Below are 19,208 nucleotides of genomic sequence, written 5' to 3'. Positions count from 1 at the left end.
TCATGACACTCGTTTCCACCTCGAAGTGGGCTGCATCCGCCCTGGCCCTGCTGGCCGTGGCGCTGGCAGGTTGCAGCAAACCCGCGAGCACGCCGCAGGGCGACGCTGCCGGTGGTTCCGCGACACAGGCGCCGCCTGCGCAGAAGCCGGATGCCGTGTCCCAGGCCAGTGCCGACACCGGCCCGCCGCCGGAATGGGCCGGCAAGGAACTGCCGGTCCGCAAGATCCCGAACATTCCGCAGGCGGCGGAAGCGTACTACTCGCCCGACAACCTCCACGTCATCGCCCAGACCCAGGATCCGGCCGCCCAGCATCCCGAGGGCGAGCGCGTCGGTGGCGCGCTGACCTACACCTTCACCGACACCGGCGAGGAGATCACGCGCATCAACGACCATGGCCAGGACGCCTGCTCCTGGTTCGTGCTTCCCGATGGCAAGCGCCTGATCTGGACTTCCACCCGCGACCACATGGACATGCCGCTCGGTGACTGGTCGAACGACAACAACTACCCGCAGGGCGCGGAGCTCTACACCTCCGACCTCAAGGGCGGCGACATCAAGCGCCTGACCAACAACCAGTACTACGAGGCCGAGGTGACCACCTCGCTCGACGGCAAGTGGGTGTTCTTCGGCCGGCAGATCGACGGCAAGATGGATATCTGGAAGATGCGCATCGACGGTACCGGCGAGCAGCAGCTGACCTTCACCGAGGACTGGCAGGAAGGTGCGCCGTATCCCACCCCGGACGGCGAGCACCTGATCTTCCGCGCCTGGAAGACCAGCGAGAAGAACCGCCTGGAGAAGCTCGCCAAGGATACCGGCCAGCGCAACCAGACGCCGATGACGATCTTCACCATGAAGACCGACGGCTCGGACGTGCAGCCGCGCACCTTCACCTACGACATGAACTGGGCCCCGTATCCGGCCCCGGACGGCCGCCACTTCTTCTATGTCCGCGTGTTCGACGGCAACAACTGGGAGGTCGTCATGAACGATCTCGCCGGCGGCGAGCCACAGCGCATCACCTGGAGCAAGACCTTCGACGGCTTCCCGGCGACATCCTGGGATGGCAAGAAGCTGCTGTTCGCGCGCAGCGAGGGCTCCGGCATGGGGTCGGGGCTCTGGACCTACGTGATGGACATCTCCTCGCTCAACATCGGGCCGGAGAACTTCAAGGGCAGCATCCCGGCGAAGGCCGAGCGCCCCGCCGGCTGGGTCGAGGATCCCGACATCGCCGCCTTCAGCAAGCGGCCTGCCGGAAAGAAGTAGGGCCAGCCATGTCGTATGCGGCCGCCCGCATCCCAGCTGCCCGGGATCCGGCGGACGCCCGCGCGAATCCGGGCCCACCCCGTCGGCTGACCGCCGGAGGGGTGGGCCCTTTCCTTTTGGCGGCATGACCGGGGCTGCATGTCGTCTCGCCCGGAGCCTGCGCGATGTTCATCAATTTCTGGTATGCCGCGGAGTGGAGTGACAAGGTCACAGACCAGCCGTTGAAGCTGCGCATGCTGGGACAGGACTTCGTCCTCTGGCGTGACGGTACCGGCAAGGCGCATTGCCTCGCCAATGTCTGCGTGCACCGCGGCGGATCCCTCGCCGGAGGGCGCCTGCGTGGCGACTGCATCGAGTGCCCCTATCACGGCTGGCAGTTCGACGGCGAAGGCCGGTGCCGGAAGATTCCGTCGCTGGGCCCGAAGGGCCAGGAGCGGATTCCCGGGCGTGCCCGCGTGGATGCCTATCCGGTGGAGGAGCGCTACGGGCTGGTGCATGTGTTTCTCGGCGACCTGCCGGAGGCCGAGCGCCCGCCCATCATGGACATCCCCGAGTATGGCCAGCCTGGCTGGTACGCCAGCTGCGAGGACAGCATCGGCCAGGGTGACTTCCGCCGCGCGGTGGAGAACGGCCTCGATCCGGCCCACAACGAGTACGTGCACCCGACCCACGGCTTCTCCGGCAGCCGCGAGGACTACTTCGTGCCGGAGCTGAACATCGAGGAGCAGGCCTGGGGCTGTGGGTTCATCACCACCTACTTCTCGCCGCCGCTCAAGGACCCGGGCATGCAGCAGGCATCGGGGCGCAGCGAGAATGCGCTGATCGAGGCCGGCACCTTCCACCACGGGCCGACCTGCATGATCACGCGCATCCGCCCGACGGCCCAGTACGCCATCAACCAGAATTCGTTCAAGACGCCCATCGACGAACTGAGCTCGCGCAGCTTCCTGGTCCAGACCCGCAACTTCCTGCAGGGGCCGGAGCACGACGCCCGCTTCAGGGAGCGCAATGCGGTGGTGCGCAACCAGGACGTCGTGGTGCTGGCAGACCTCGAGCCGAGATTCACGCCGGAGACCAATGCGCACGAGCTGCTGGTGCCCGCCGATCGCGCCGTGGCCCGATATCGCGAGTGGCTCAAGGACTGGGAGGCACGCGGCTGGCGCATCGACACCGCGCGGGTGGCGCGCGAGCGACCGTACAAGACCTACGTGATCCCGGGCCCGGCGCGGCGCCTGGAGCCGAAGGGCTGGGTGCTGGATGCGGTGCCGCTGATGGCGGCGCGCGGTGCCGCGGCGACGGATGCCGTGGCCCGGAGTGGTTGAAGTACCGCCGGCCCGGCTACCGGGTCGGTGGGCGCGGACTGGGACGCAGCTGTTGCAGGGGAGAGGAACGATGAAGAAGAGGATTGTCACGGGCATGGCCCTGGGTTTCATGTCCGTCGGATTCGCCGCTGTCGCGGCCGATGCGCCGGCGACAGGCGCCGAACTGCCGAGCCGCATGGTGCCCATCAAGCCCAATGCGGCCGAAGCCTACTGGGCACCGGACTCGCGCCATCTCATTGCGCAGACGAACGACCCGCAGGCGGTGCCGGGCGCGCGCGGCGGGCTGGGCAATCTCACCTGGATCTTCTCCGATGACGGCAAGGAGCTGTGGCGGGTCAATGGCCGTGGCCAGGATGCCTGCTCCTTCTTTTTCCCCGATGGCAAGCGCGTGGTGTGGACGTCCACCCGCGATCACCTGGATGTCCCGGCGGGGGACTGGACCGATCCCGACAACTACCCGCAGGGCGCCGAGCTCTACATCTCGGACTGGAAGGGGAACAACGTCAGGCGGCTGACCAACAACAAGTACTACGAGGCCGAGGTGTCCGTGTCCCCGGACGGGCAGTGGGTGACCTTCGGCCGCCAGACCGACGGCCATATGGACATCTGGGTGATCCGTCCCGACGGCACCGGCGAGCAGCAGGTGACCCGCGCCGCGGACTGGGAGGAGGGCGCGCCGTTCTTCATGCCGGACAGCGACCACATCATCTTCCGTGCCTGGCGCACCGCGGACCAGAAGAAAACCAAGCCCACGCCGATGACGGTGTTCAGCATCCGTCGCGACGGCAGCGACTGGCGCCGCCATACCTTCGACGAAGGCATGAACTGGCATCCGACGCCGGCGCCCGACGGCCGCCACTACGTGTTCGTGCGCGCCGAGACGCCGACGAACTGGGAGATCTACCTCGGCGATCTCGCCGGCGGCGAGCCGCGCCGGCTCACCTACTACGACAAGATGGACATCCTGGCGCAGGTTTCGCCGGACGGGAAGAAGATGAACTGGGGCCGCGCGACCGGCGCGAAGTTCATGAGCGACATCCGCACCTTCGTCATGGATGTGTCGTCGCTGGATATCGGGCCGGAGCGCCGCGTGGACTGGAACCCGGAATGGGGCCAGCCCATGGTGCCAGGCAAGCCCTGATCCCGGGCGCCGGCGGCTACCAGGCGCGGACGCGCCCGGTGTCGAGGTGCACGAAGTCCGAGTCGGGGTAGTAGCCCACGCCGCCGCGGCCCAGGGACAGGGCCGCACGGCGCAGGTTACTGGTGGCAAGACCCTCGAGGCGCACGTCCACGGCCTGGCCCTGCAGGTGCAGGCTCTTCTGCGCGACGCCTGAGGACTTGTGCCGCAGCATCTCGTTCGTGGCCGGGGAACGGAATGCGGAGATGATTTCGTAGCGCCCGGAGCTGCCGCTCATGGCCTGCACATCATGCAGCACGTCGAGCAGCCGCGGGTCGATGGGGTGCACGGCCCCGCTGCGGAAGTCGCGCAACAGGTGGTTGATCTCGTCGAGCGCCTGCGGAATGTAGGCGCCATCCTCGGCATACACGACCGCGAGTTTTTCGCTAGTATGCGTGTGGTAGAAGCGCAGCTCCCGGGTGCGGCGCGTGCGGGCCAGCGCGGCGACGGGAGACAGTGCCAGCGGCACCGCGGGCAGCAGCAGCCCGACGGCCTTCAGCAGGCCGCGACGGTTGCGAATTTCCTCCACGCGTCCCTCCCGCATGCCTCTTTTCTGAGCCGAGGCTGTTTGACAGAAGATGGCGATTCTCCCAGAGGCCGCCTCATGCGGCAACGACGGCCTGCGCACTTCCGTGAATGAGCCGGGCCGCGGTTCTCCGCCGCGGTGGCTGTTCCTGCTGCTGACGCTGCTGCTGGCGGGGGTGCAGCCTGCCCTGGCAGATGGCAGCGATGCGCTGGTTGCCGCGCTGCGCCAGCGGGTGACCGAGTTGCGTACGGCTGGCCGGCTCGAGCTGCAGGGCGTTGTGCTGGGCCGTGAAGACATCCTCGCCGAGTTCTATGCCCGGCGCGGTTACCAGCCGGCGTGGGACGACCCGGCCCGCGTGGCGGGCCTGCGCACGCTCATCGGGCGGGCCGCCGAGCATGGCCTCGACCCGGAGGACTTCTTCGCCAGCCGATTGCAGGCGCTGGTGCCGGCGGCTGCCGGGCCGGATTCCCGGGCGGAACTCGACCTGCTGCTCACCGAGGCCCTGATCCGCTACGGCCATCAGCTGCACTTCGGCAAGGTGGATCCGGCAGCGATGGAGCCGGCCTGGAATTTCCGCCGGGGCTTCGCCAACGATGCCGATCCCGTCACCGTGCTGGCCGAGGCCGTGGCGGCGCCCTCGCTCCAGGGCTTCCTGGAAAGCCGGCTGCCTGGCGGGCCCTGGTACCGGCAACTGCAGCAGGCGCTGGCACACTACCGCGCCATCGTCGCGGGTGGCGGCTGGCCGCTCGTGGCCGACGGGCCGGTGCTGCGCACCGGGGACCGCGATGCCCGCGTGGCCGTGCTGCGCCAGCGGCTGACGCTGGAAGGCGACCTGCCGGCGGGCCCGGACGGAGGCGATGCCGGGTTGTTCGATGCCGCCCTTGCCGGCGCGGTACAGCGTTTCCAGGAGCGCCATGCCCTGGCCCGTGACGGCAGCGTGGGAGCCAGGACCCTGGCGGCCCTCAATGTGCCCGCACAGGCCCGCGTCGACCAGCTGCGCATGTCCCTGGAGCGGGTGCGCTGGCTGGCCGACGATGTGCCGGACACCTACGTCGTGGTCAACGTGGCCGGCTTTCGCGTCGCTTTCGTGCGCGAGCATGCCGTGGTCTGGAGCAGCCGGGTGGTCGTGGGCCGGGCGGCGCGGCAGACACCGATCTTCGGCGGGCTGATGACCTACCTCGACCTCAACCCCACCTGGACGGTGCCGCCGACCATCCTGCGCGAGGACATCCTGCCGAAGCTGCGGCGCGATCCGGGCTACCTGGCGCGCGAGAACATCAGCGTCATCGATCGCAACGGGCGGACGGTGGACCCGCGGGGCATCGACTGGGCGGCCTACGGCCGCGGCATTCCCTACACGCTGCGTCAGGAGCCGGGGCCGAACAATGCCCTCGGCCGCATCAAGCTCATGTTTCCCAACCGGTACGCGGTGTACCTGCACGATACGCCGGCCAGGGCGCTGTTCGACAAGCCGGAGCGCGACTTCAGCTCGGGGTGCATCCGCGTCGAAGACCCGCTGGCGCTCGCGGCGCTGGTGCTGGATGATCCGCAGTGGGACCGCAAGGCGCTGGAAGCCGCCATCGCCACCGGCAAGACGCGGCGCGTCCGGCTGCGCTCGCCGGTGCCGGTGCTGCTGGTCTACCTCACCGCGGTGGCGGACCGCTCGGGCGTGACGCGCTTCTACCGCGATGTCTATGGCCGGGACGCGGCGCTGCTCGCCGCCCTGGATGGACCGGTCAGCCTGCAGCGGCCCGACCGCCAGGTCGCCGGACTGGGGAAATTCGCACCCGATCCTTTGTGAGCCGGCCCGGGACCGGCACAATAGGCAGCTGGATTGCCACACCCCGCCTGGGCGAAGACGCGCCGGCCATGGAGAATGCAGAATGAAGATCAGGTCGCTCATCCCGCTGGCCGCGCTGCTGGCACTCAGTTCCTGCAGCCTGTTCCAGAAGGGGCCCGGGATGTCCGTGGTCCGCTTCTACAACAACAGCGGCCATACGGTCCTCGTCGAGGACAATGAACTGCGCCCGGGCCGGGAGGGCACCTTCAAGTATCCGACCGACAGCGGACGCGCACTGATTGTCTTCTGGAGCGGTTGCGTCCACACCTATATCGCCCCGGATCGCAAGCCGGACGAGTTCCGCGCCACGGACTGGATGCTGCGCGGTGCCTACCGCACGCAGCTGGAGAATGACGGCAGGCTGTACCTGCTGCCGCCGGAAGTGGACCCGCCTGCCGATACCGCCACACTTCAGCAGCCGGCCGGCTTCCCGCTGCTGCCTCGTGAAGGTTCCACCTGCCTGCCCTAGCGATCGCGACCCCGCCGGGCGGAGAAGAAGAATGAAGCGATGGACATGGATGGTGGTGCTGCTGATGGCCGGCACCGGCGGTTGCGTCAACAAGCAGGACGCGAGCAGCAGCGCCGTGCGGATCCTCAATGCGGTGCCGGACGGATCGCGCATGTCGCTGATCGTCAATGGCGCGACCCGGGCCAGCGGCTACGACTACGGCTCGGGCACGCCCTGGGTGGTGCAGGCGGCCGGGCAGACCGCGGTGCGTATCGACGAGGCGCTGCCCGCGGATGCGAGCCCGGCCTACCGCACGCTGCACGATGCCAGCCACTCCTTCGCCGTCAACGACGAGCTGACCTTGGTGGTGCTGGGACAGGCAGCGGGCCAGGCCGAGGAGGTGGTGCAGATCGCCACCCGTACCCGCGGCGTGCCCACGGGCAAGACCCGCTTGCAGTTCATCAACGCCAGCTCCGCCGTCGGGCCGGTCGACGTGTACCTGCTCGCGCCCGGGACCCTGGCCAACCCGGGCACGCAGCTCACGGCGGGCCTGGCCTACAAGGCTTACACGTCCGAGGTCGAGGTCACCGGCGGCAACAACCAGATCGTTGTCACCGAAGCCGGGCAGCCGCAGACCGTGCTGCTCGATTCGGGCCAGCTGTACCTGCCGCTGGAGGGCGCATGGACGGTGGCGATCATCGCCAACCCGGGGGTCGATTCGGCGACGCGCAGGATCAACCTCGTGGTGCTGTCGGGAAGTGGTTCTGCCCTGATCCTGGACAAGGCGGCCAAGGCCCAGGCACGCTTCGTCAACGCCTCGCCTGGCAGTTACGCGATCGACAGCTTCATCAATGCGCTCTCCGTGGATGGCACCGCGAGGCAAGCCTGCGATCCATTGACCACCGAGACCGACACCGTGCTGGAGGAGTGCGCCCAGCCCTACGGCTTCGTCGGCGCGTTCCATGGCATCGCGCCGGGTGCCTACGGCATCAAGACCCAGAAGGCAGCCGATGCCGGTGTCAGCGCCAGGACCCTGTCCGGGACGCTGGCTGCCGGCGTGGCGAGCACCATGGTGATCGATGGCCTGGTTGCCGACACCGACACGACCACCACCACCGGGATGCAGACCCTGCTGGGCACGCGGCGCATGGCCACGGCAGCGCAATTGCGCGTCGTCGATTTCTCGCTGGCCGCGTCGGCGACGCTGGAGGGCGACCCCGCCACCGACCGGCTGGAGCTCTACATCACCCCGCCCTGTGCTGCGCTCGATGACGAGGAGCCGGATTTCTACAACCTGGTGCTGGGCTCGGACATCGGCTACCGGCAGCTGGTGCCGGGCGATTACCAGGTGGTCCTGGCGCGCGGTGACACCGCGGCAACCGCCGGTCCGCCGGTGGTGCTGCTGAGCAAGCGCATGACGCTGGCCGCCGGTGGCATCTACACGGAGCTGATCACCGACAGCCTGGGTGGCGTGCTGCCGGTGGGGTTCCTTTCGGTGGATGACGACCCCGGCCTGCAGGACTGCCCGGCGCCGCCCTGAGGCGCATCAGTAGCGCGGCACCGCCGGGTCGATTTCCAGCGACCAGGCGTCGATGCCGCCGGCGAGGTTGTGCACGTTGCGGAAGCCGCGGCCGCGCAGGTACTCGGCGGCCTTCTGGCTGCGTCCGCCCTTGTGGCAGTGGAACACCACCATGGCATCGCGGGGCAGTGCATCGAGCATGCGGTCGGTGGCTTCGTCCCAGGGCCGCGCGCCGGCGATGGCGGCCTTTTCGCGCTCGTCCGGGCCACGCACGTCGATGAGCTGCAGCGCTTCACCGGCATCCATGCGCGCCTTGAGCGAGCTGACGCTCATCTGCTGCACGGGCGGCGGCGCGTTGGGATTGTCGAACCTGGCGCGGGTGCCCTGCAGGCTTTCTTCCATGCTGATGCGCAGGCCGTCGGCACGGGCCGCCGTCCAGGGTTCCATGTAGAGGTCGATGCCACCGGTGGCGACGCAGAGATCGCCCGCGGCAACCGGACCGAGGCTCAGCGCATGCTGCCAGCGGGCATCGATGCGCAGGTGCACCACCACGCCCTGACGCTGCTCCATGGCGCTGCGCATCATCGCCGCCGCGTCGGCCGCCACCTCCACGCGCGGCGTGCCACTGGCCGGCGCCTCGACGCCGAGCACCTCGGCCAGCTCGCCGGACTCGAACATCTGCAGCACGATGTCGCTGCCGCCGATGAGCTCGCCGCCGACGTAGAGCTGGGGGATGGTCGGCCAGTTGCCGTAGACCTTGATGCCCTCGCGGATCTCCGGGTGGTCGAGGACGTTGATGTCGAGGTACTCGGGCAGCAGCATGTCCAGGGCCGCCACGGTCTTGGCCGAGAACCCGCACTGCGGCTGCTGGCGCTGGCCCTTCATGAAGAGCACCACGCGGTTGCTCCGCAACACGTCTTCGATGATCTCGCGGGTCTGGGTATCCATGGTCCTGCAGGTCCTGGTGCTATTGCACGCTGAAGCTTTCGCCGCAGCCGCACTGGCTGGCAGCGTTGGGATTGCGGAAGGTGAACTTCTCGTTCAGGCCTTCGCGCACGTAGTCGATCTCGGCACCGTCCAGGAACGGCAGGCTGTCCGCGGCGACCACCAGCCGGACACCGGCCGCGTCCATCTCCACGTCCCCGGCACCCACCGCCTCGGCGAACTCCACCGTATAGGTCCAGCCCGAGCAGCCCGACTTGCGCACGCCGAGGCGCAGCCCCACGGCAGCGGCGTTGCGGGCCAGGTAGTCGCGGACCCGGCGGGCGGCAGTTTCGGTCAGGTGGATGGCCATGGCAGGGGATCCTGGTTTCGGCTCAAAACCATGTGCGCATGTTACCGGATATCGGGCCGGAGCCGAAATTGTCAACATTTTGGGGCTCCGCTACCATCGGCGCATGGCCAGGCAGAAACTCAGCGCCGAGCGGCGCGTGGCCGAGCTGGCGCTGCAACTCGGCAGGGCGGCCTACGGCGAATCCTCCGCGGCGAGCCTGACGCCTGCCCAGTGGATGGCGCTGCGATTCTTCGCCCGCGCCAACCGTTTCTCGCGCACGGTATCGGCCTTCGCCGAGTTCCATTCCACGACGCGCGGCACCGCCTCGCAGACCGTCAAGAGCCTGGTGGAGCGCGGCTTCCTGACCCGCGTGCGCTCGACGCGGGATGGGCGCAGCGCCACCTTCAACCTCACCGACAAGGCACGCCGGCAACTGGCCAGGGATCCGTTCGAGGCTGTGGTCGACGCGGCCAACACCCTCACCCCTGCCCAGCGCGATCGCACCGCCAGCGGGCTGCGCCTGATGCTTCACCGGCTCTCGGTGGAACGCGAGCGCCCGGTCCCGGGCATCTGCACCCTGTGCGGGCACCTCTCGGGCTGCAGTGACACGGGATTCACCTGCCGGCTGATGCACGAGCCGCTGACCGCTGCCGAGCTCGAGCAGCTGTGCGTGCACTGCAAGGATTGTGGTGCCGGCGGCAGGGAGAAGCCGGCGAGACGCTAGACCGAGAAGGAGGAGCCGCAGCCGCAGGTCGTGGCCGCACCCGGGTTGCGGATCACGAAGCGCGCGCCCTCGAGGTCTTCCTTGTAATCTATCTCCGCACCGGCGAGGTACTGGATGCTCATGGGGTCCACCAGCAGCGTGACGCCCTGGTTTTCCACGTGGGTGTCGCCTTCCTCGGAGTTCTCGTCGAAGGTGAAGCCGTACTGGAAACCGGAACAGCCGCCACCCGAGATGAACACCCGCAGCTTGAGGTTCGGATTGCCTTCGTCACGGATCAGCGTCGAGACCTTGGCGGCCGCCGCGTCCGTGAACACCAGCCCGGGGGCATCGTCGCTCGTGGAAGTATCCATGCCGCATAGTCTCCGGGGGCTGGGCGGGCACTGTCAAGGAAGCCGGGCGTGGGCGCCATGACGCCTGCCGCGGCGCCTGCCGCAGGCCTCGAGCCGGTGCTGGCGGCCTATGGCGCCGCGGGCAGCCCGGTGGCGCCGCTGGGGGCGGGCCTCATCAACCAGACCTTCGTCGTGGATGCGCCGCAGGGGAGGTTCGTGCTGCAGCGGCTGCACCCCATCTTCCAGGCCGCGATCAATGCCGACATCGACGTGGTCACGCGCCACCTGGCCGGGCAGGGGCTGGTGACACCGCTGCTGGTCCGCACCGCGACCGGTGCGCTCTGGGTGGAGCAGGACGCTGCGGTGTGGCGGGCGCTGACCTGGATCGATGGCGTGGCACTGGACCGCCTCGGGCTTCCCGGCCAGGCACGCGAAGCGGGCCGGGTGCTGGCGGGCTTCCACCGGGCGCTGGGCCCCCTCCGGCATCGCTTTCAGAACGCGCGGCCGGGCGTGCACGATACGGCGCGGCACCTGGCCAATCTGCGTGCCGCACTGGCCCGCCACGCCGGTCATCGGCGCTACGCTGCGGTGGAACCGCTGGCGCGGCGCATACTGGCTGCCGCCGCAGGCCTGCCCGCCCTGGAGGCGGTACCCGAGCGAATCGTCCACGGGGACCCCAAGGCCGGCAACATCCTCTTCTCGCACGATGGCCAGCATGCCCTCTGCCTGGTCGACCTCGATACGCTGGCGCACATGCAGCTGCCGCTGGAACTCGGCGACGCGTTCCGCTCCTGGTGCAACCCCGGCGGCGAAGACCATGCCCAGGCCTGCTTCTCGCTGGAGTTGTTCCGCGCGGCGGTGACCGGCTACGCGGAAGCGGCCGCCGGCTTCGTCACCGCGGCCGAGTGGCGCAGCCTGGTGACGGCCACGCACAGGATCTACGTCGAGCTGGCGGCGCGCTTCTGCGCCGATGCCCTCGAGGAGAGCTATTTCGGCTGGAACGCCCGCGACTTCGCCAGTGCCAGCGAGCATAACCAGCGGCGCGCCGAGAGCCAGATGGCGGCAGCCGCGTCGCTGGCGGCCCAGGCGACGCAGGCCGAGGCGGTAGTCAGGGCGGCGTTCGACGGCTGAAGCAGGGGCGTCCTCAGCGCTGGTCCCAGCCCTCGGCCTCCAGCATGGCGGCACGATACAGGCGCAGGTTGGTGGCGAGGAAGCCGAGGGCGAGGATGCCGGCGCCGGCACCCACAACCGCCAGCGAATAGCGCAGCGCCTGCGGGTCGCCGAAGCCATAGTCGGTGATGAGCGCCACGGCCGTCGGCCCGATGGTCAGGCCCAGCGCATTGAGCACGAAGTAGTAGAGGGCCGTCACCTGCCCCCGCAGCTGGTTGGGCGTGATCATCATCAGCGCCGCCACGCCCGTGGCGGTGATGGCGGCGCCAGCCAGGCTCGACGGGATCAGGAACAGGACGGCACCGGCTGCCGTGGGCATCAGCGGTGCGATGACCGAAGCGGGCACGAAGACCAGCGCGGCAGCGAACAGGCTGGTGCGCATGAGTCCATCGCGCATGCCGCGGGCGTAGAGGCGGTCGGCGATCCAGCCGCCGAGGTTGACGCCAAGCGGGCCGCAGACCAGGGTGATGAGGCCGTAGGCATAGCCGCTCTCGGGGATCGTCCAGCCCCAGCTGCGCACGAACATCGTCGGCACCCAGAAGAACAGCGCATAGCCGATGATGGTGACCACCGACATGCCGACGAAGTGCGTGGCGTAGGTCTTCCAGCGCGCGCCGAGGAAGCGCAGCGCGTCTGCCACGGAGAGCTGTTCCTGGACCGTGCCGTCGGCGCCGGCGAGGCGCAGCCGGTCGCGGCGGGGCGGCTCGCGCACGGTGAACATCAGCAGCGCCACCAGCAGGCCCGGCAGGCCCACGAACATGAACACCAGCTGCCAGGGCTGGAGCGGGCCGTAGCCGGGCAGCACCATCGCAGGTGCCGCGGTCGCCACGGAGATGGCCCAGGCGCCGACGATGTTGGCGATGCCGACGCCGAGGCCCACGCCCATGTTGTAGAAGCTGATGGCCTGGCCGCGGCGGTGGCGCGGGAAGTAGTCGCTGATGAGCGACAGCGCCGCGGGATTCAGCGTCGCCTCGCCGACGCCGACACCGACACGCGCCAGGAACAGGGTCCAGTAGTTGCGTGCCAGGCCGCAGGCGGCCGTCATCAGGCACCAGAGCGTGACGCCTATGGCGATCAGGCCGCGGCGGCTGCGCCGGTCGGCCAGGCGGCCGATGGGGATGCCGAGCAGCGTGTAGAACAGCGCGAAGGCGAGCCCGCCGACCAGGCTCACCTGGGTGTCGCTCAGGCCGAGGTCCTCGCGGATCGGCTGGATCAGCAGCGCGAAGATCTGCCGGTCGAGGAAGGAGACCACGTAGCCGAAGGTCAGGACGACGACCACGTACCAGGCATAGGCTGGCGCGGGGTAGTCCTGCGCGGCGTCGCTGCGCGCGGTGTCCGGCGTCAGTGGCATCGCACGCAGCTGTCCAGCTGCACGATACGCTGTGCCGCCGTGGTCGCCGGGCCGGTGCCCCATGGGCTCTTGTGGCAGCTGTCGCAGGACTCGCCGCGTTCCACCACGAGGGCGTGGGAAACGCCGAAGTGCCAGTAGCCGCGGCGTTGCTGGGCCAGCAATGCCGGCAGATTTGCGGGCTGGGCCCGGGGAGCGACCGCGGCCGGCGATGCGTCCGCGGGAGCTGCGTCCGCTGCCTGGCGCCTGCCGAGCGCCTGCGGACCCAGGGCCTGCGCCACCGCGCTGCGGCCGGCGACGCGGCCGATGAGCACGCTCGGGCCGAGGAAGGTTCCCTCGCCGCCATGGCTGCCGTTGATGCCGGCCACGCCCGTCGCCTCGCCCGCGGCGAACAGCCCGCGGATGACCTGGCCGGCACCGCCGAGCACGCGCGTCTCGTGGTCGATTTCCAGGCCACCCATGCTCTTGCGTGTCATCGGGAACAGCTGGATGGCGTAGTACGGCGGCTGGCGCAGCGCCGGCGGCGGGGCTTCGCTCATGCCGGGGCCAATGCGGCCGAAGTCGGTGTCCATGCCCTGGTCGACGAAGCGGTTGAAGCGCTGCACCGTCTCCACCAGCGCGTCGGGCGGCAGGCCGGCTGCTGCGGCCAGCGCGGCAATGTCGTCCGCCCTGCTCACCAGGGTTGGGTTGTCGAGGATTTCCTCCTCGATGGTCTTCGCCGACAGCCAGGCCGCGCCGCGGATCGTCAGCTGCCTGGCGCCGGTGGCGTCGAACACCAGCCAGTGCGTGGCGGGCGACTGGCGCAGCACCGCCCGGTCGGTGACCTTGCTCGAGGCCGCCTCGTTGGTAAAGCGCCGTCCTGTGGCATCGACCCAGATGGCCGCCGGGTTCTGCGTCAGCAGACCGTGGCCGCCACCGGGGTCACGCGGATCCGGCAGGCCGTTGACGAAGGTGACCTGGTGATCCATGCGGGTGAGGGCGGCGCCGAAGGGCTCGACCAGCCGCAGGCCGCTGCCGGTCGCGTACTGCCCGGCGCCGATCAGCAGCCGCGCCGGCGCCGGCAGGTCACGTCGCCAGCTGCGGCGCACGAGATCGAGGTTGCTCTGAAAGCCGCCGGTGGCGAGGATCACGGCCGGCGCGTGGTACAGGCGCCGGCCGCCGCTGCGGCTGCGCTCGGTGCGCACGCCGGCAATCCGGCCGTCGCGGCGGAGGATCTCGGTGACTTCCGTATTCCAGAGGAACTCGATGCGCGGGCGGGCCAGCGCCTCGCGGATCATGGGCACGACGGCATTGACGGCGGCGCCGCGGGTGAAGTGGAAGCGCGGCACGCTGGCCTGGGGAGCGGGCACCACCACGGTGAACTTCACGCCCATGGCCGTGAGCCAGTCGTAGACCTGCTCGCGGGAATTGTCGACGTAGAAGCGCACCCACCAGGGGTCCGCATCCTCGCCCCAGGCCATGAGGTCGCGGTAGGCGATGTCGGGGGAATCGTGGTAGCCCCTGCTGCGCTGGAGCGGCGTGTCGACGAGGGCGAAACCGCCGGCGCGCACCGCATGGCCGCCGGCGACGGAATTCGCCTCGATCACCAGCACGCGCGCACCGTGGCTCTCCGCCTCCAGCGCCGCCGCCAGGCCGGCGATGCCGGCACCGACGACGATGACGTCGGCATCGGCGGCCACGGGATCGGCAGGCTGGCAGGCCGTCACCGCCAGTGCGGTGACGATGGCCAGCGCAGCCAGGCGGCGCCCGGCCGGCATTACGCGCGTGGTCCTCTTCGCGGATGCATCGTCACGGCCGCAGGCCCTCCAACCCCGCGCCAGTATACTAGCCGGCGGACCATGGCGATCTCGCGCAGGACAATCATCCTCGGCAGCCTCGCGGCCGGCGGCGGGCTGGCCGTATGGGCCATCGCCCGGCGGCTGGACGACAGCGCCGCGGCCGCGCGCTTCGCTGCCTCCACGCCGGGGGCGAAGGCCGTCAACGCCTGGGTGAAGATCGGCGCAGAGGGCGAGGTCATCCTCGGGGTGCACCGGGCCGAGATGGGCCAGGGCGTGACCACCTCGCTGCCCATGCTGCTGGCCGAGGAACTCGACGTCGACTGGCAGCAGGTGCGATTCGAGTTCACGCCGGTCGATCGCGCCTACTACAACTTCGGTCCCGCGCAGCGCACCGGACCGCTGGCGGCACTGGAGGCCGGCAGCCTCGCGGAGCGCATTGCCCGCGACGCGTTCCACGCCATGGGCCATGCCGTGACACTCGGCAGCGCCAGCATGCTGGACGCCTGGGATACCGTGCGCGGCGCCGGCGCCGCGGCGCGCGCCATGCTGGTGGCAGCGGCCGCGAGACGCTGGGCGGTGCCGGCAGCAAGGCTGCAGAGCTTCCGCGGGCTGGTGGTGGATCCCGTGACCGGCGCCAGCCTGACCTATGGCGAACTGGCCGAAGCCGCCGCGAACGAGCCGGTGCCCCGCGACCTGCCGTTGCGCGACCCGGCCAGGTTCCGCCTGGTCGGCACCTCGCCGCAGCGCCTGGACATCCCCGCGAAGGTCACCGGCGAGGCGCGCTACGGCATCGACACCGTGCTGCCGGGCATGCTCTTCGCCGCCGTGCGCCACAGCCCGCTGGTGGGCACGCGCATCGCCGGCATCGACAACGCGCCGGAGGTGAGCAGCCTGCCGGGCGTCTCCGGCGTGGTGCGCCTCGGCTCGACGGCGGTGGCGGTGGTCGCGGCGGACAGCTGGACGGCGCTGCGTGCCGCCGCCCGCCTGTCGCTGAAGCCCGAGCCGGCCGACCGGCTGGCGCTGTCCGGCGCTGCGCAGGCCGTGAGCTGGCGGCGCGCGCTGGATGACCCGGACCCGGCGGTGTTCCGCGAAGAGGGTGATGTCGCCACCGCGCTGCAGGCAGGCGCGGTGGTCGAGGCCGTCTACGAGCAGCCGTACCTCGCGCACCTGTGCATGGAGCCGATGAACTGCACCGCGCGGGTGGACGACAGCGGCGTCACGCTCTGGGTCGGCACGCAGGCGGCGAGCATCGCCCGCGACGTCGCGGCGCAGGTGGCGGGGGTTCCGGCGGCGAAGGTGACGGTCTACAGCAGCTTCCTCGGCGGCGGCTTCGGCCGGCGCGCGGAAATGGACTTCGTGCGCCATGCGGTCGGTGCTGCGCGGGCCTGGCCGGGGCGACCGGTGAAGCTCCTCTATTCACGCGAGGAGGATGTGCGCGCCGACATGTTCCGCCCGGCCACCGTGGCGCGCGCCCGCGCCAGGCTCGATGCCGGCGGGCGCATCGCCGTGCTCGACTACGTGCTGGCGTCGCAGTCGGTCGCCGCCAGCTATTTCCGCAGGACGCCGACGCCACGCGGTGGCGACGCACGCGCCGACGCCGCCGCCATGTCCGGCGCGGCCAACCTGCCCTACACCGGCATCCGCCACCTGCGCTGCGCCTTCCAGCCGCGCGAGACCGGCGTGCCGGTCGGCTTCTGGCGCAGCACCGGGTACTCCCAGAACTGCTTTGTCATCGAGTCCTTCATGGACGAGCTGGCGCATGCCGCCGGCCAGGATCCGCTCGCTTTCCGCCTGGCGCACCTCGACGGCCGCCCGAAGCACCAGGCGGTGCTGCGCGAGGCCGCGCGGCGCGCCGGCTGGGGCCAGCCGCTGCCGGCGGGGCAGGGCCGCGGCCTCGCTTTCATCGAAAGCCACGACAGCCTCGTCGCCCAGGTGGTCGAGGTGGCGGTGGATGCCGATGCCGGCAGCGACAAACCCGGCTTCCGCGTGCTGCGCGTCAGCTGCGTCATCGACCCGCGTGTCGTCATCCACCCCGACACCGTCGTCGCGCAGATGGAGGGCGGCATCCTCGACGGACTCTCTGCGGCGCTCTACGGGCGCATCAGCATCCGTGGCGGCGTAGTGGAGCAGGGCAACTTCGACGACTGCCGGCTGCTGTCCCTGGCGGAGACGCCGGAGATCAGCGTGCAGCTGCTACCCCAGGGCGGGCGTCCCGGCGGTGTCGGCGAGCCCGGCGTGCCAGGCCTGGCACCGGCGCTCGCCAACGCGCTCTTCGCGGCGACGGGGCGGCGGCTGCGCAGCATGCCTTTCAGGCTCTAGTCCAGAAGCCGTCGATTGCCGTGGCGACAAATCTCAGGTGAAATCCCGCGGCAGACTACGAAGCCGTCTACTTGCCTTCGAGCGCCGGCTGCCTTTCCCTCTCCGCCGATGGCGCTTGCTCGTCGGATGATGTGGCTGGTGGTTCCTGCGAGCCGGTGTGCGATGCAAAAACGCTGGTGGCACCGTTTCGCTGGAATGCAATCACATCATAGGGCTCCGACCCGGGGCCATCCATTCCGGGAGCGCCCTTTGGCATGCCCTTGATTGCTAGTCCCATGATATTTGGTTTTTTTGTCAGCAACTTCCGGATTTCATCGGCTGACAAGTGACCTTCGAGCAAGTAGCCGCTGATCCTGGCGACATGGCAACCCGCTACTTCCATGGGAATGCCGTACTCTTGCCGGAGCGGCACGAGATCATTCACGTCAAAGCTGGTGACACTAAACCCGTTGGCTTGAAGGTACTTCATCCACGTCCGGCAGCATCCGCAGGTGGGAAGTTTGTATAGAACCAGGTCAGTTGGCCCGCTTGGCGGAGCGGACGCATCCCCTGCGAGCGTCGGTGACGTTAAGATTAGTGATACTAGGATGGCCAACACCATGCATGCAGATCTCTCGATGCCCTGCCGTGTTGTCGAGCCACCATCAGATTGGTGAAAAGAATGACCTCTGAATCGCATGGCGGCGCGTCGTTGGGGGAACGCTTCAAGGTGATGAGGTCTGTGGCTTTTGATTGGTGTTCCAAACACCACCAAGTCGCTGACAGCCTGTGGAGAGAGAGGACGACTTGCCTGAGTAGAAAAAACGCTGCTTGTCGCCCGTCGTGCACTCGCCAACTACCCCTTGCGTTGCACAGGCACCTTCGGCATATTTGACCTCGCTTATCCCTTTTGAGACCGCGAGCGTTTCACAAGTGCCATTACTTGCTGGCATCTGGCACATCGGAAACCAGCGATTGAGGCGCGGCGAGAACTGCTTATAGTCGCAGTGTCCACTGGCCCGCACGCCAGATGCCGTAATTAACGAGAACAGCAGCGTAACCGCGGTAATTGTCCGACGATTCGACCAGACACTGATCAGCACAACGATCTCCCCAATGTACTGCAGCCGAGTGAGTTCGGCAGGCTTCATGTCTATCGGTTATGAACCTACAGCGGTTCTCCCTGTACTGTCAATCTTCGCAGTCGCGTCTCGGAATAGCTGCGAGTGCCGTCTCACCCAAATGGGTGAGGCAAACATGACCAAATTGAAACGAGAGAAGGCGTACGGGCTGGAGTTCTCGGGGATTGATGGACAGGTGGAGGTGGTGGCGAGAACCGACAGACATGTACCCTTACTGCATAGACTGCATGCACTGGTAGGTCACAGGGTCGGTAATTTTTATGGTGCTCTCTGGTTCCGATGACCTTTCCGCTACGGTTTCTGCCGACATGATGAGTGGTGCAGCTAGGGTGTGGCTGAAGATTGCTCACCGACATATGAGCTTGCGGAGTGTCGTGCTACCGGGAATTGTTCTGCTAATTTTGGCAATTGCACTCGGTTTTGCACATGCTAAGGAGCCGGGTGAGCCAGTGCACGCTGCGGAGCCCGGCGATGCTGCCGCCACCGCCCAGCGGGACGTTCGCGCAGCGATGGAGGCGCTTTACTCAGGTGATATAGATGGAGTTCTGAAATTCACCTTCGCCGACATCCGCGCCGCTCCAGGCGGCGCAGATGCGCTGCGTTCTGCTGCCGCCATGGCCGTCAAACGGATCAGGCAGGGGAACATGCGTATCGAGTCATTCACGTTCCCTGAGCCGCCCACAGTGGTGAATTCCAAGTTTCATGATTTCGCGATAGTACCAACTCTGATCATCATTTCAGCTAACGGCTTGCGCATCGAGAGCCGTAATTTCCAGTTCGGAGTGCGTAAGCCAGGGGCAGGGTCTTGGGCATTCATAGACGGTGCGCACGTTGACTCGTCCATCCTGCATCAGATATTTCCCGACTTTCCCGGTGTGGTGCAGCTACCGCTGGTGACCAAGCGCAGGCTATGAGATGTGGTGGTGGCTCCCCTACTCACAACCAACCAGCTAGCAGCCCAAGGCGATACCGATCCGGCCCTGGCCTCACTGGAGGCGCTCCTCGCCAACGCAGAGCGATCCTACAGCCAGTCCATCAAGCTCAAC

18 protein-coding genes are annotated in these 19,208 nt (G+C 68.5%); 10 read left to right on the top strand and 8 right to left on the bottom strand.

Annotation, left to right across the window (positions count from 1 at the left end):
* The first annotated feature begins 2 nt into the window (after positions 1–2).
* The 3 genes from HRU81_08790 to HRU81_08780 all read left to right on the top strand — a co-directional run bounded on the left by HRU81_08790 (position 3) and on the right by HRU81_08780 (position 3,731).
* Entirely contained in the window at positions 3–1,268 is a 1,266-nt protein-coding gene (locus tag HRU81_08790; protein QOJ32188.1) for a PD40 domain-containing protein, read from the top strand.
* A gap of 164 nt (positions 1,269–1,432) precedes the next feature.
* Entirely contained in the window at positions 1,433–2,590 is a 1,158-nt protein-coding gene (locus HRU81_08785; protein ID QOJ32187.1) for an aromatic ring-hydroxylating dioxygenase subunit alpha, read from the top strand.
* Between the two features lie 70 nt (positions 2,591–2,660).
* Positions 2,661–3,731 (top strand): PD40 domain-containing protein, encoded by a 1,071-nt coding sequence (locus tag HRU81_08780; protein QOJ32186.1) that lies wholly within the window; start codon positions 2,661–2,663, stop codon positions 3,729–3,731.
* A gap of 16 nt (positions 3,732–3,747) precedes the next feature.
* Here HRU81_08780 and HRU81_08775 read toward each other — a convergent pair whose 3' ends face one another.
* The gene (locus HRU81_08775; protein ID QOJ32185.1) at positions 3,748–4,311 is read right to left on the bottom strand and encodes a DUF882 domain-containing protein; all 564 of its coding nucleotides are present in this window, start codon (positions 4,309–4,311) and stop codon (positions 3,748–3,750) included.
* Between the two features lie 34 nt (positions 4,312–4,345).
* On the opposite strand from HRU81_08775, the gene HRU81_08770 reads away from it, so the two are divergent.
* From HRU81_08770 to HRU81_08760, 3 genes are all read left to right on the top strand, one after another.
* Positions 4,346–6,094: a L,D-transpeptidase family protein gene (locus HRU81_08770; GenBank protein ID QOJ32184.1), complete on the top strand. Its 1,749-nt coding sequence runs from the start codon at positions 4,346–4,348 to the stop codon at positions 6,092–6,094.
* Positions 6,095–6,176: 82 nt separating this feature from the next.
* A complete protein-coding gene (locus HRU81_08765; protein ID QOJ32183.1) occupies positions 6,177–6,602 on the top strand; it encodes a hypothetical protein in 426 nt (141 codons plus the stop codon).
* Between the two features lie 31 nt (positions 6,603–6,633).
* Positions 6,634–8,121: a DUF4397 domain-containing protein gene (locus HRU81_08760; protein ID QOJ32182.1), complete on the top strand. Its 1,488-nt coding sequence runs from the start codon at positions 6,634–6,636 to the stop codon at positions 8,119–8,121.
* A gap of 6 nt (positions 8,122–8,127) precedes the next feature.
* On the opposite strand, the gene grxD is transcribed toward HRU81_08760, so the two are convergent.
* Positions 8,128–9,048 (bottom strand): Grx4 family monothiol glutaredoxin, encoded by a 921-nt coding sequence (gene grxD, locus HRU81_08755; GenBank protein QOJ32181.1) that lies wholly within the window; start codon positions 9,046–9,048, stop codon positions 8,128–8,130.
* 19 nt (positions 9,049–9,067) lie between these two features.
* Positions 9,068–9,394, bottom strand: a complete 327-nt coding sequence (locus tag HRU81_08750; protein ID QOJ32180.1) for an iron-sulfur cluster assembly accessory protein — start codon at positions 9,392–9,394, stop codon at positions 9,068–9,070.
* 103 nt (positions 9,395–9,497) lie between these two features.
* Here HRU81_08750 and HRU81_08745 point away from each other — a divergent pair, with 103 nt between their 5' ends.
* Positions 9,498–10,097: a MarR family transcriptional regulator gene (locus tag HRU81_08745; protein ID QOJ32179.1), complete on the top strand. Its 600-nt coding sequence runs from the start codon at positions 9,498–9,500 to the stop codon at positions 10,095–10,097.
* On the opposite strand, the gene erpA is transcribed toward HRU81_08745, so the two are convergent.
* Entirely contained in the window at positions 10,094–10,447 is a 354-nt protein-coding gene (erpA, locus tag HRU81_08740; GenBank protein ID QOJ32178.1) for an iron-sulfur cluster insertion protein ErpA, read from the bottom strand. The genes HRU81_08745 and erpA overlap by 4 nt on opposite strands.
* A gap of 48 nt (positions 10,448–10,495) precedes the next feature.
* On the opposite strand from erpA, the gene HRU81_08735 reads away from it, so the two are divergent.
* On the top strand, positions 10,496–11,557 hold the full coding sequence (locus HRU81_08735) for an aminoglycoside phosphotransferase family protein (GenBank protein QOJ32177.1): 1,062 nt from the start codon (positions 10,496–10,498) through the stop codon (positions 11,555–11,557).
* A 13-nt stretch (positions 11,558–11,570) separates the two neighbouring features.
* Here the strand turns inward: HRU81_08735 and HRU81_08730 are convergent, their stop codons facing one another.
* The gene (locus tag HRU81_08730) at positions 11,571–12,947 is read right to left on the bottom strand and encodes an MFS transporter (GenBank protein ID QOJ32176.1); all 1,377 of its coding nucleotides are present in this window, start codon (positions 12,945–12,947) and stop codon (positions 11,571–11,573) included.
* Positions 12,938–14,701, bottom strand: a complete 1,764-nt coding sequence (locus tag HRU81_08725) for an FAD-dependent oxidoreductase (GenBank protein ID QOJ32175.1) — start codon at positions 14,699–14,701, stop codon at positions 12,938–12,940. Before HRU81_08725 ends, HRU81_08730 begins: the two co-directional genes overlap by 10 nt.
* Before the next feature lie 81 nt (positions 14,702–14,782).
* Here HRU81_08725 and HRU81_08720 point away from each other — a divergent pair, with 81 nt between their 5' ends.
* The gene (locus HRU81_08720; GenBank protein ID QOJ32174.1) at positions 14,783–17,041 is read left to right on the top strand and encodes a xanthine dehydrogenase family protein molybdopterin-binding subunit; all 2,259 of its coding nucleotides are present in this window, start codon (positions 14,783–14,785) and stop codon (positions 17,039–17,041) included.
* A 67-nt stretch (positions 17,042–17,108) separates the two neighbouring features.
* On the opposite strand, the gene HRU81_08715 is transcribed toward HRU81_08720, so the two are convergent.
* Positions 17,109–17,510: a DUF411 domain-containing protein gene (locus HRU81_08715; protein ID QOJ32173.1), complete on the bottom strand. Its 402-nt coding sequence runs from the start codon at positions 17,508–17,510 to the stop codon at positions 17,109–17,111.
* A gap of 235 nt (positions 17,511–17,745) precedes the next feature.
* Positions 17,746–18,171 (bottom strand): hypothetical protein, encoded by a 426-nt coding sequence (locus tag HRU81_08710; protein QOJ32172.1) that lies wholly within the window; start codon positions 18,169–18,171, stop codon positions 17,746–17,748.
* A 299-nt stretch (positions 18,172–18,470) separates the two neighbouring features.
* Here HRU81_08710 and HRU81_08705 point away from each other — a divergent pair, with 299 nt between their 5' ends.
* Complete coding sequence (locus tag HRU81_08705) at positions 18,471–19,076, top strand: hypothetical protein (protein ID QOJ32171.1); 606 nt, start codon at positions 18,471–18,473, stop codon at positions 19,074–19,076.
* Positions 19,077–19,208 lie beyond the last annotated feature (132 nt).

Source organism: Gammaproteobacteria bacterium (assembly GCA_015709695.1).
GTDB lineage: Bacteria > Pseudomonadota > Gammaproteobacteria > Steroidobacterales.
The sequence above is the reverse complement of the archived record's forward strand: the minus strand, read 5'-3'. Positions and strand labels throughout refer to the sequence as shown.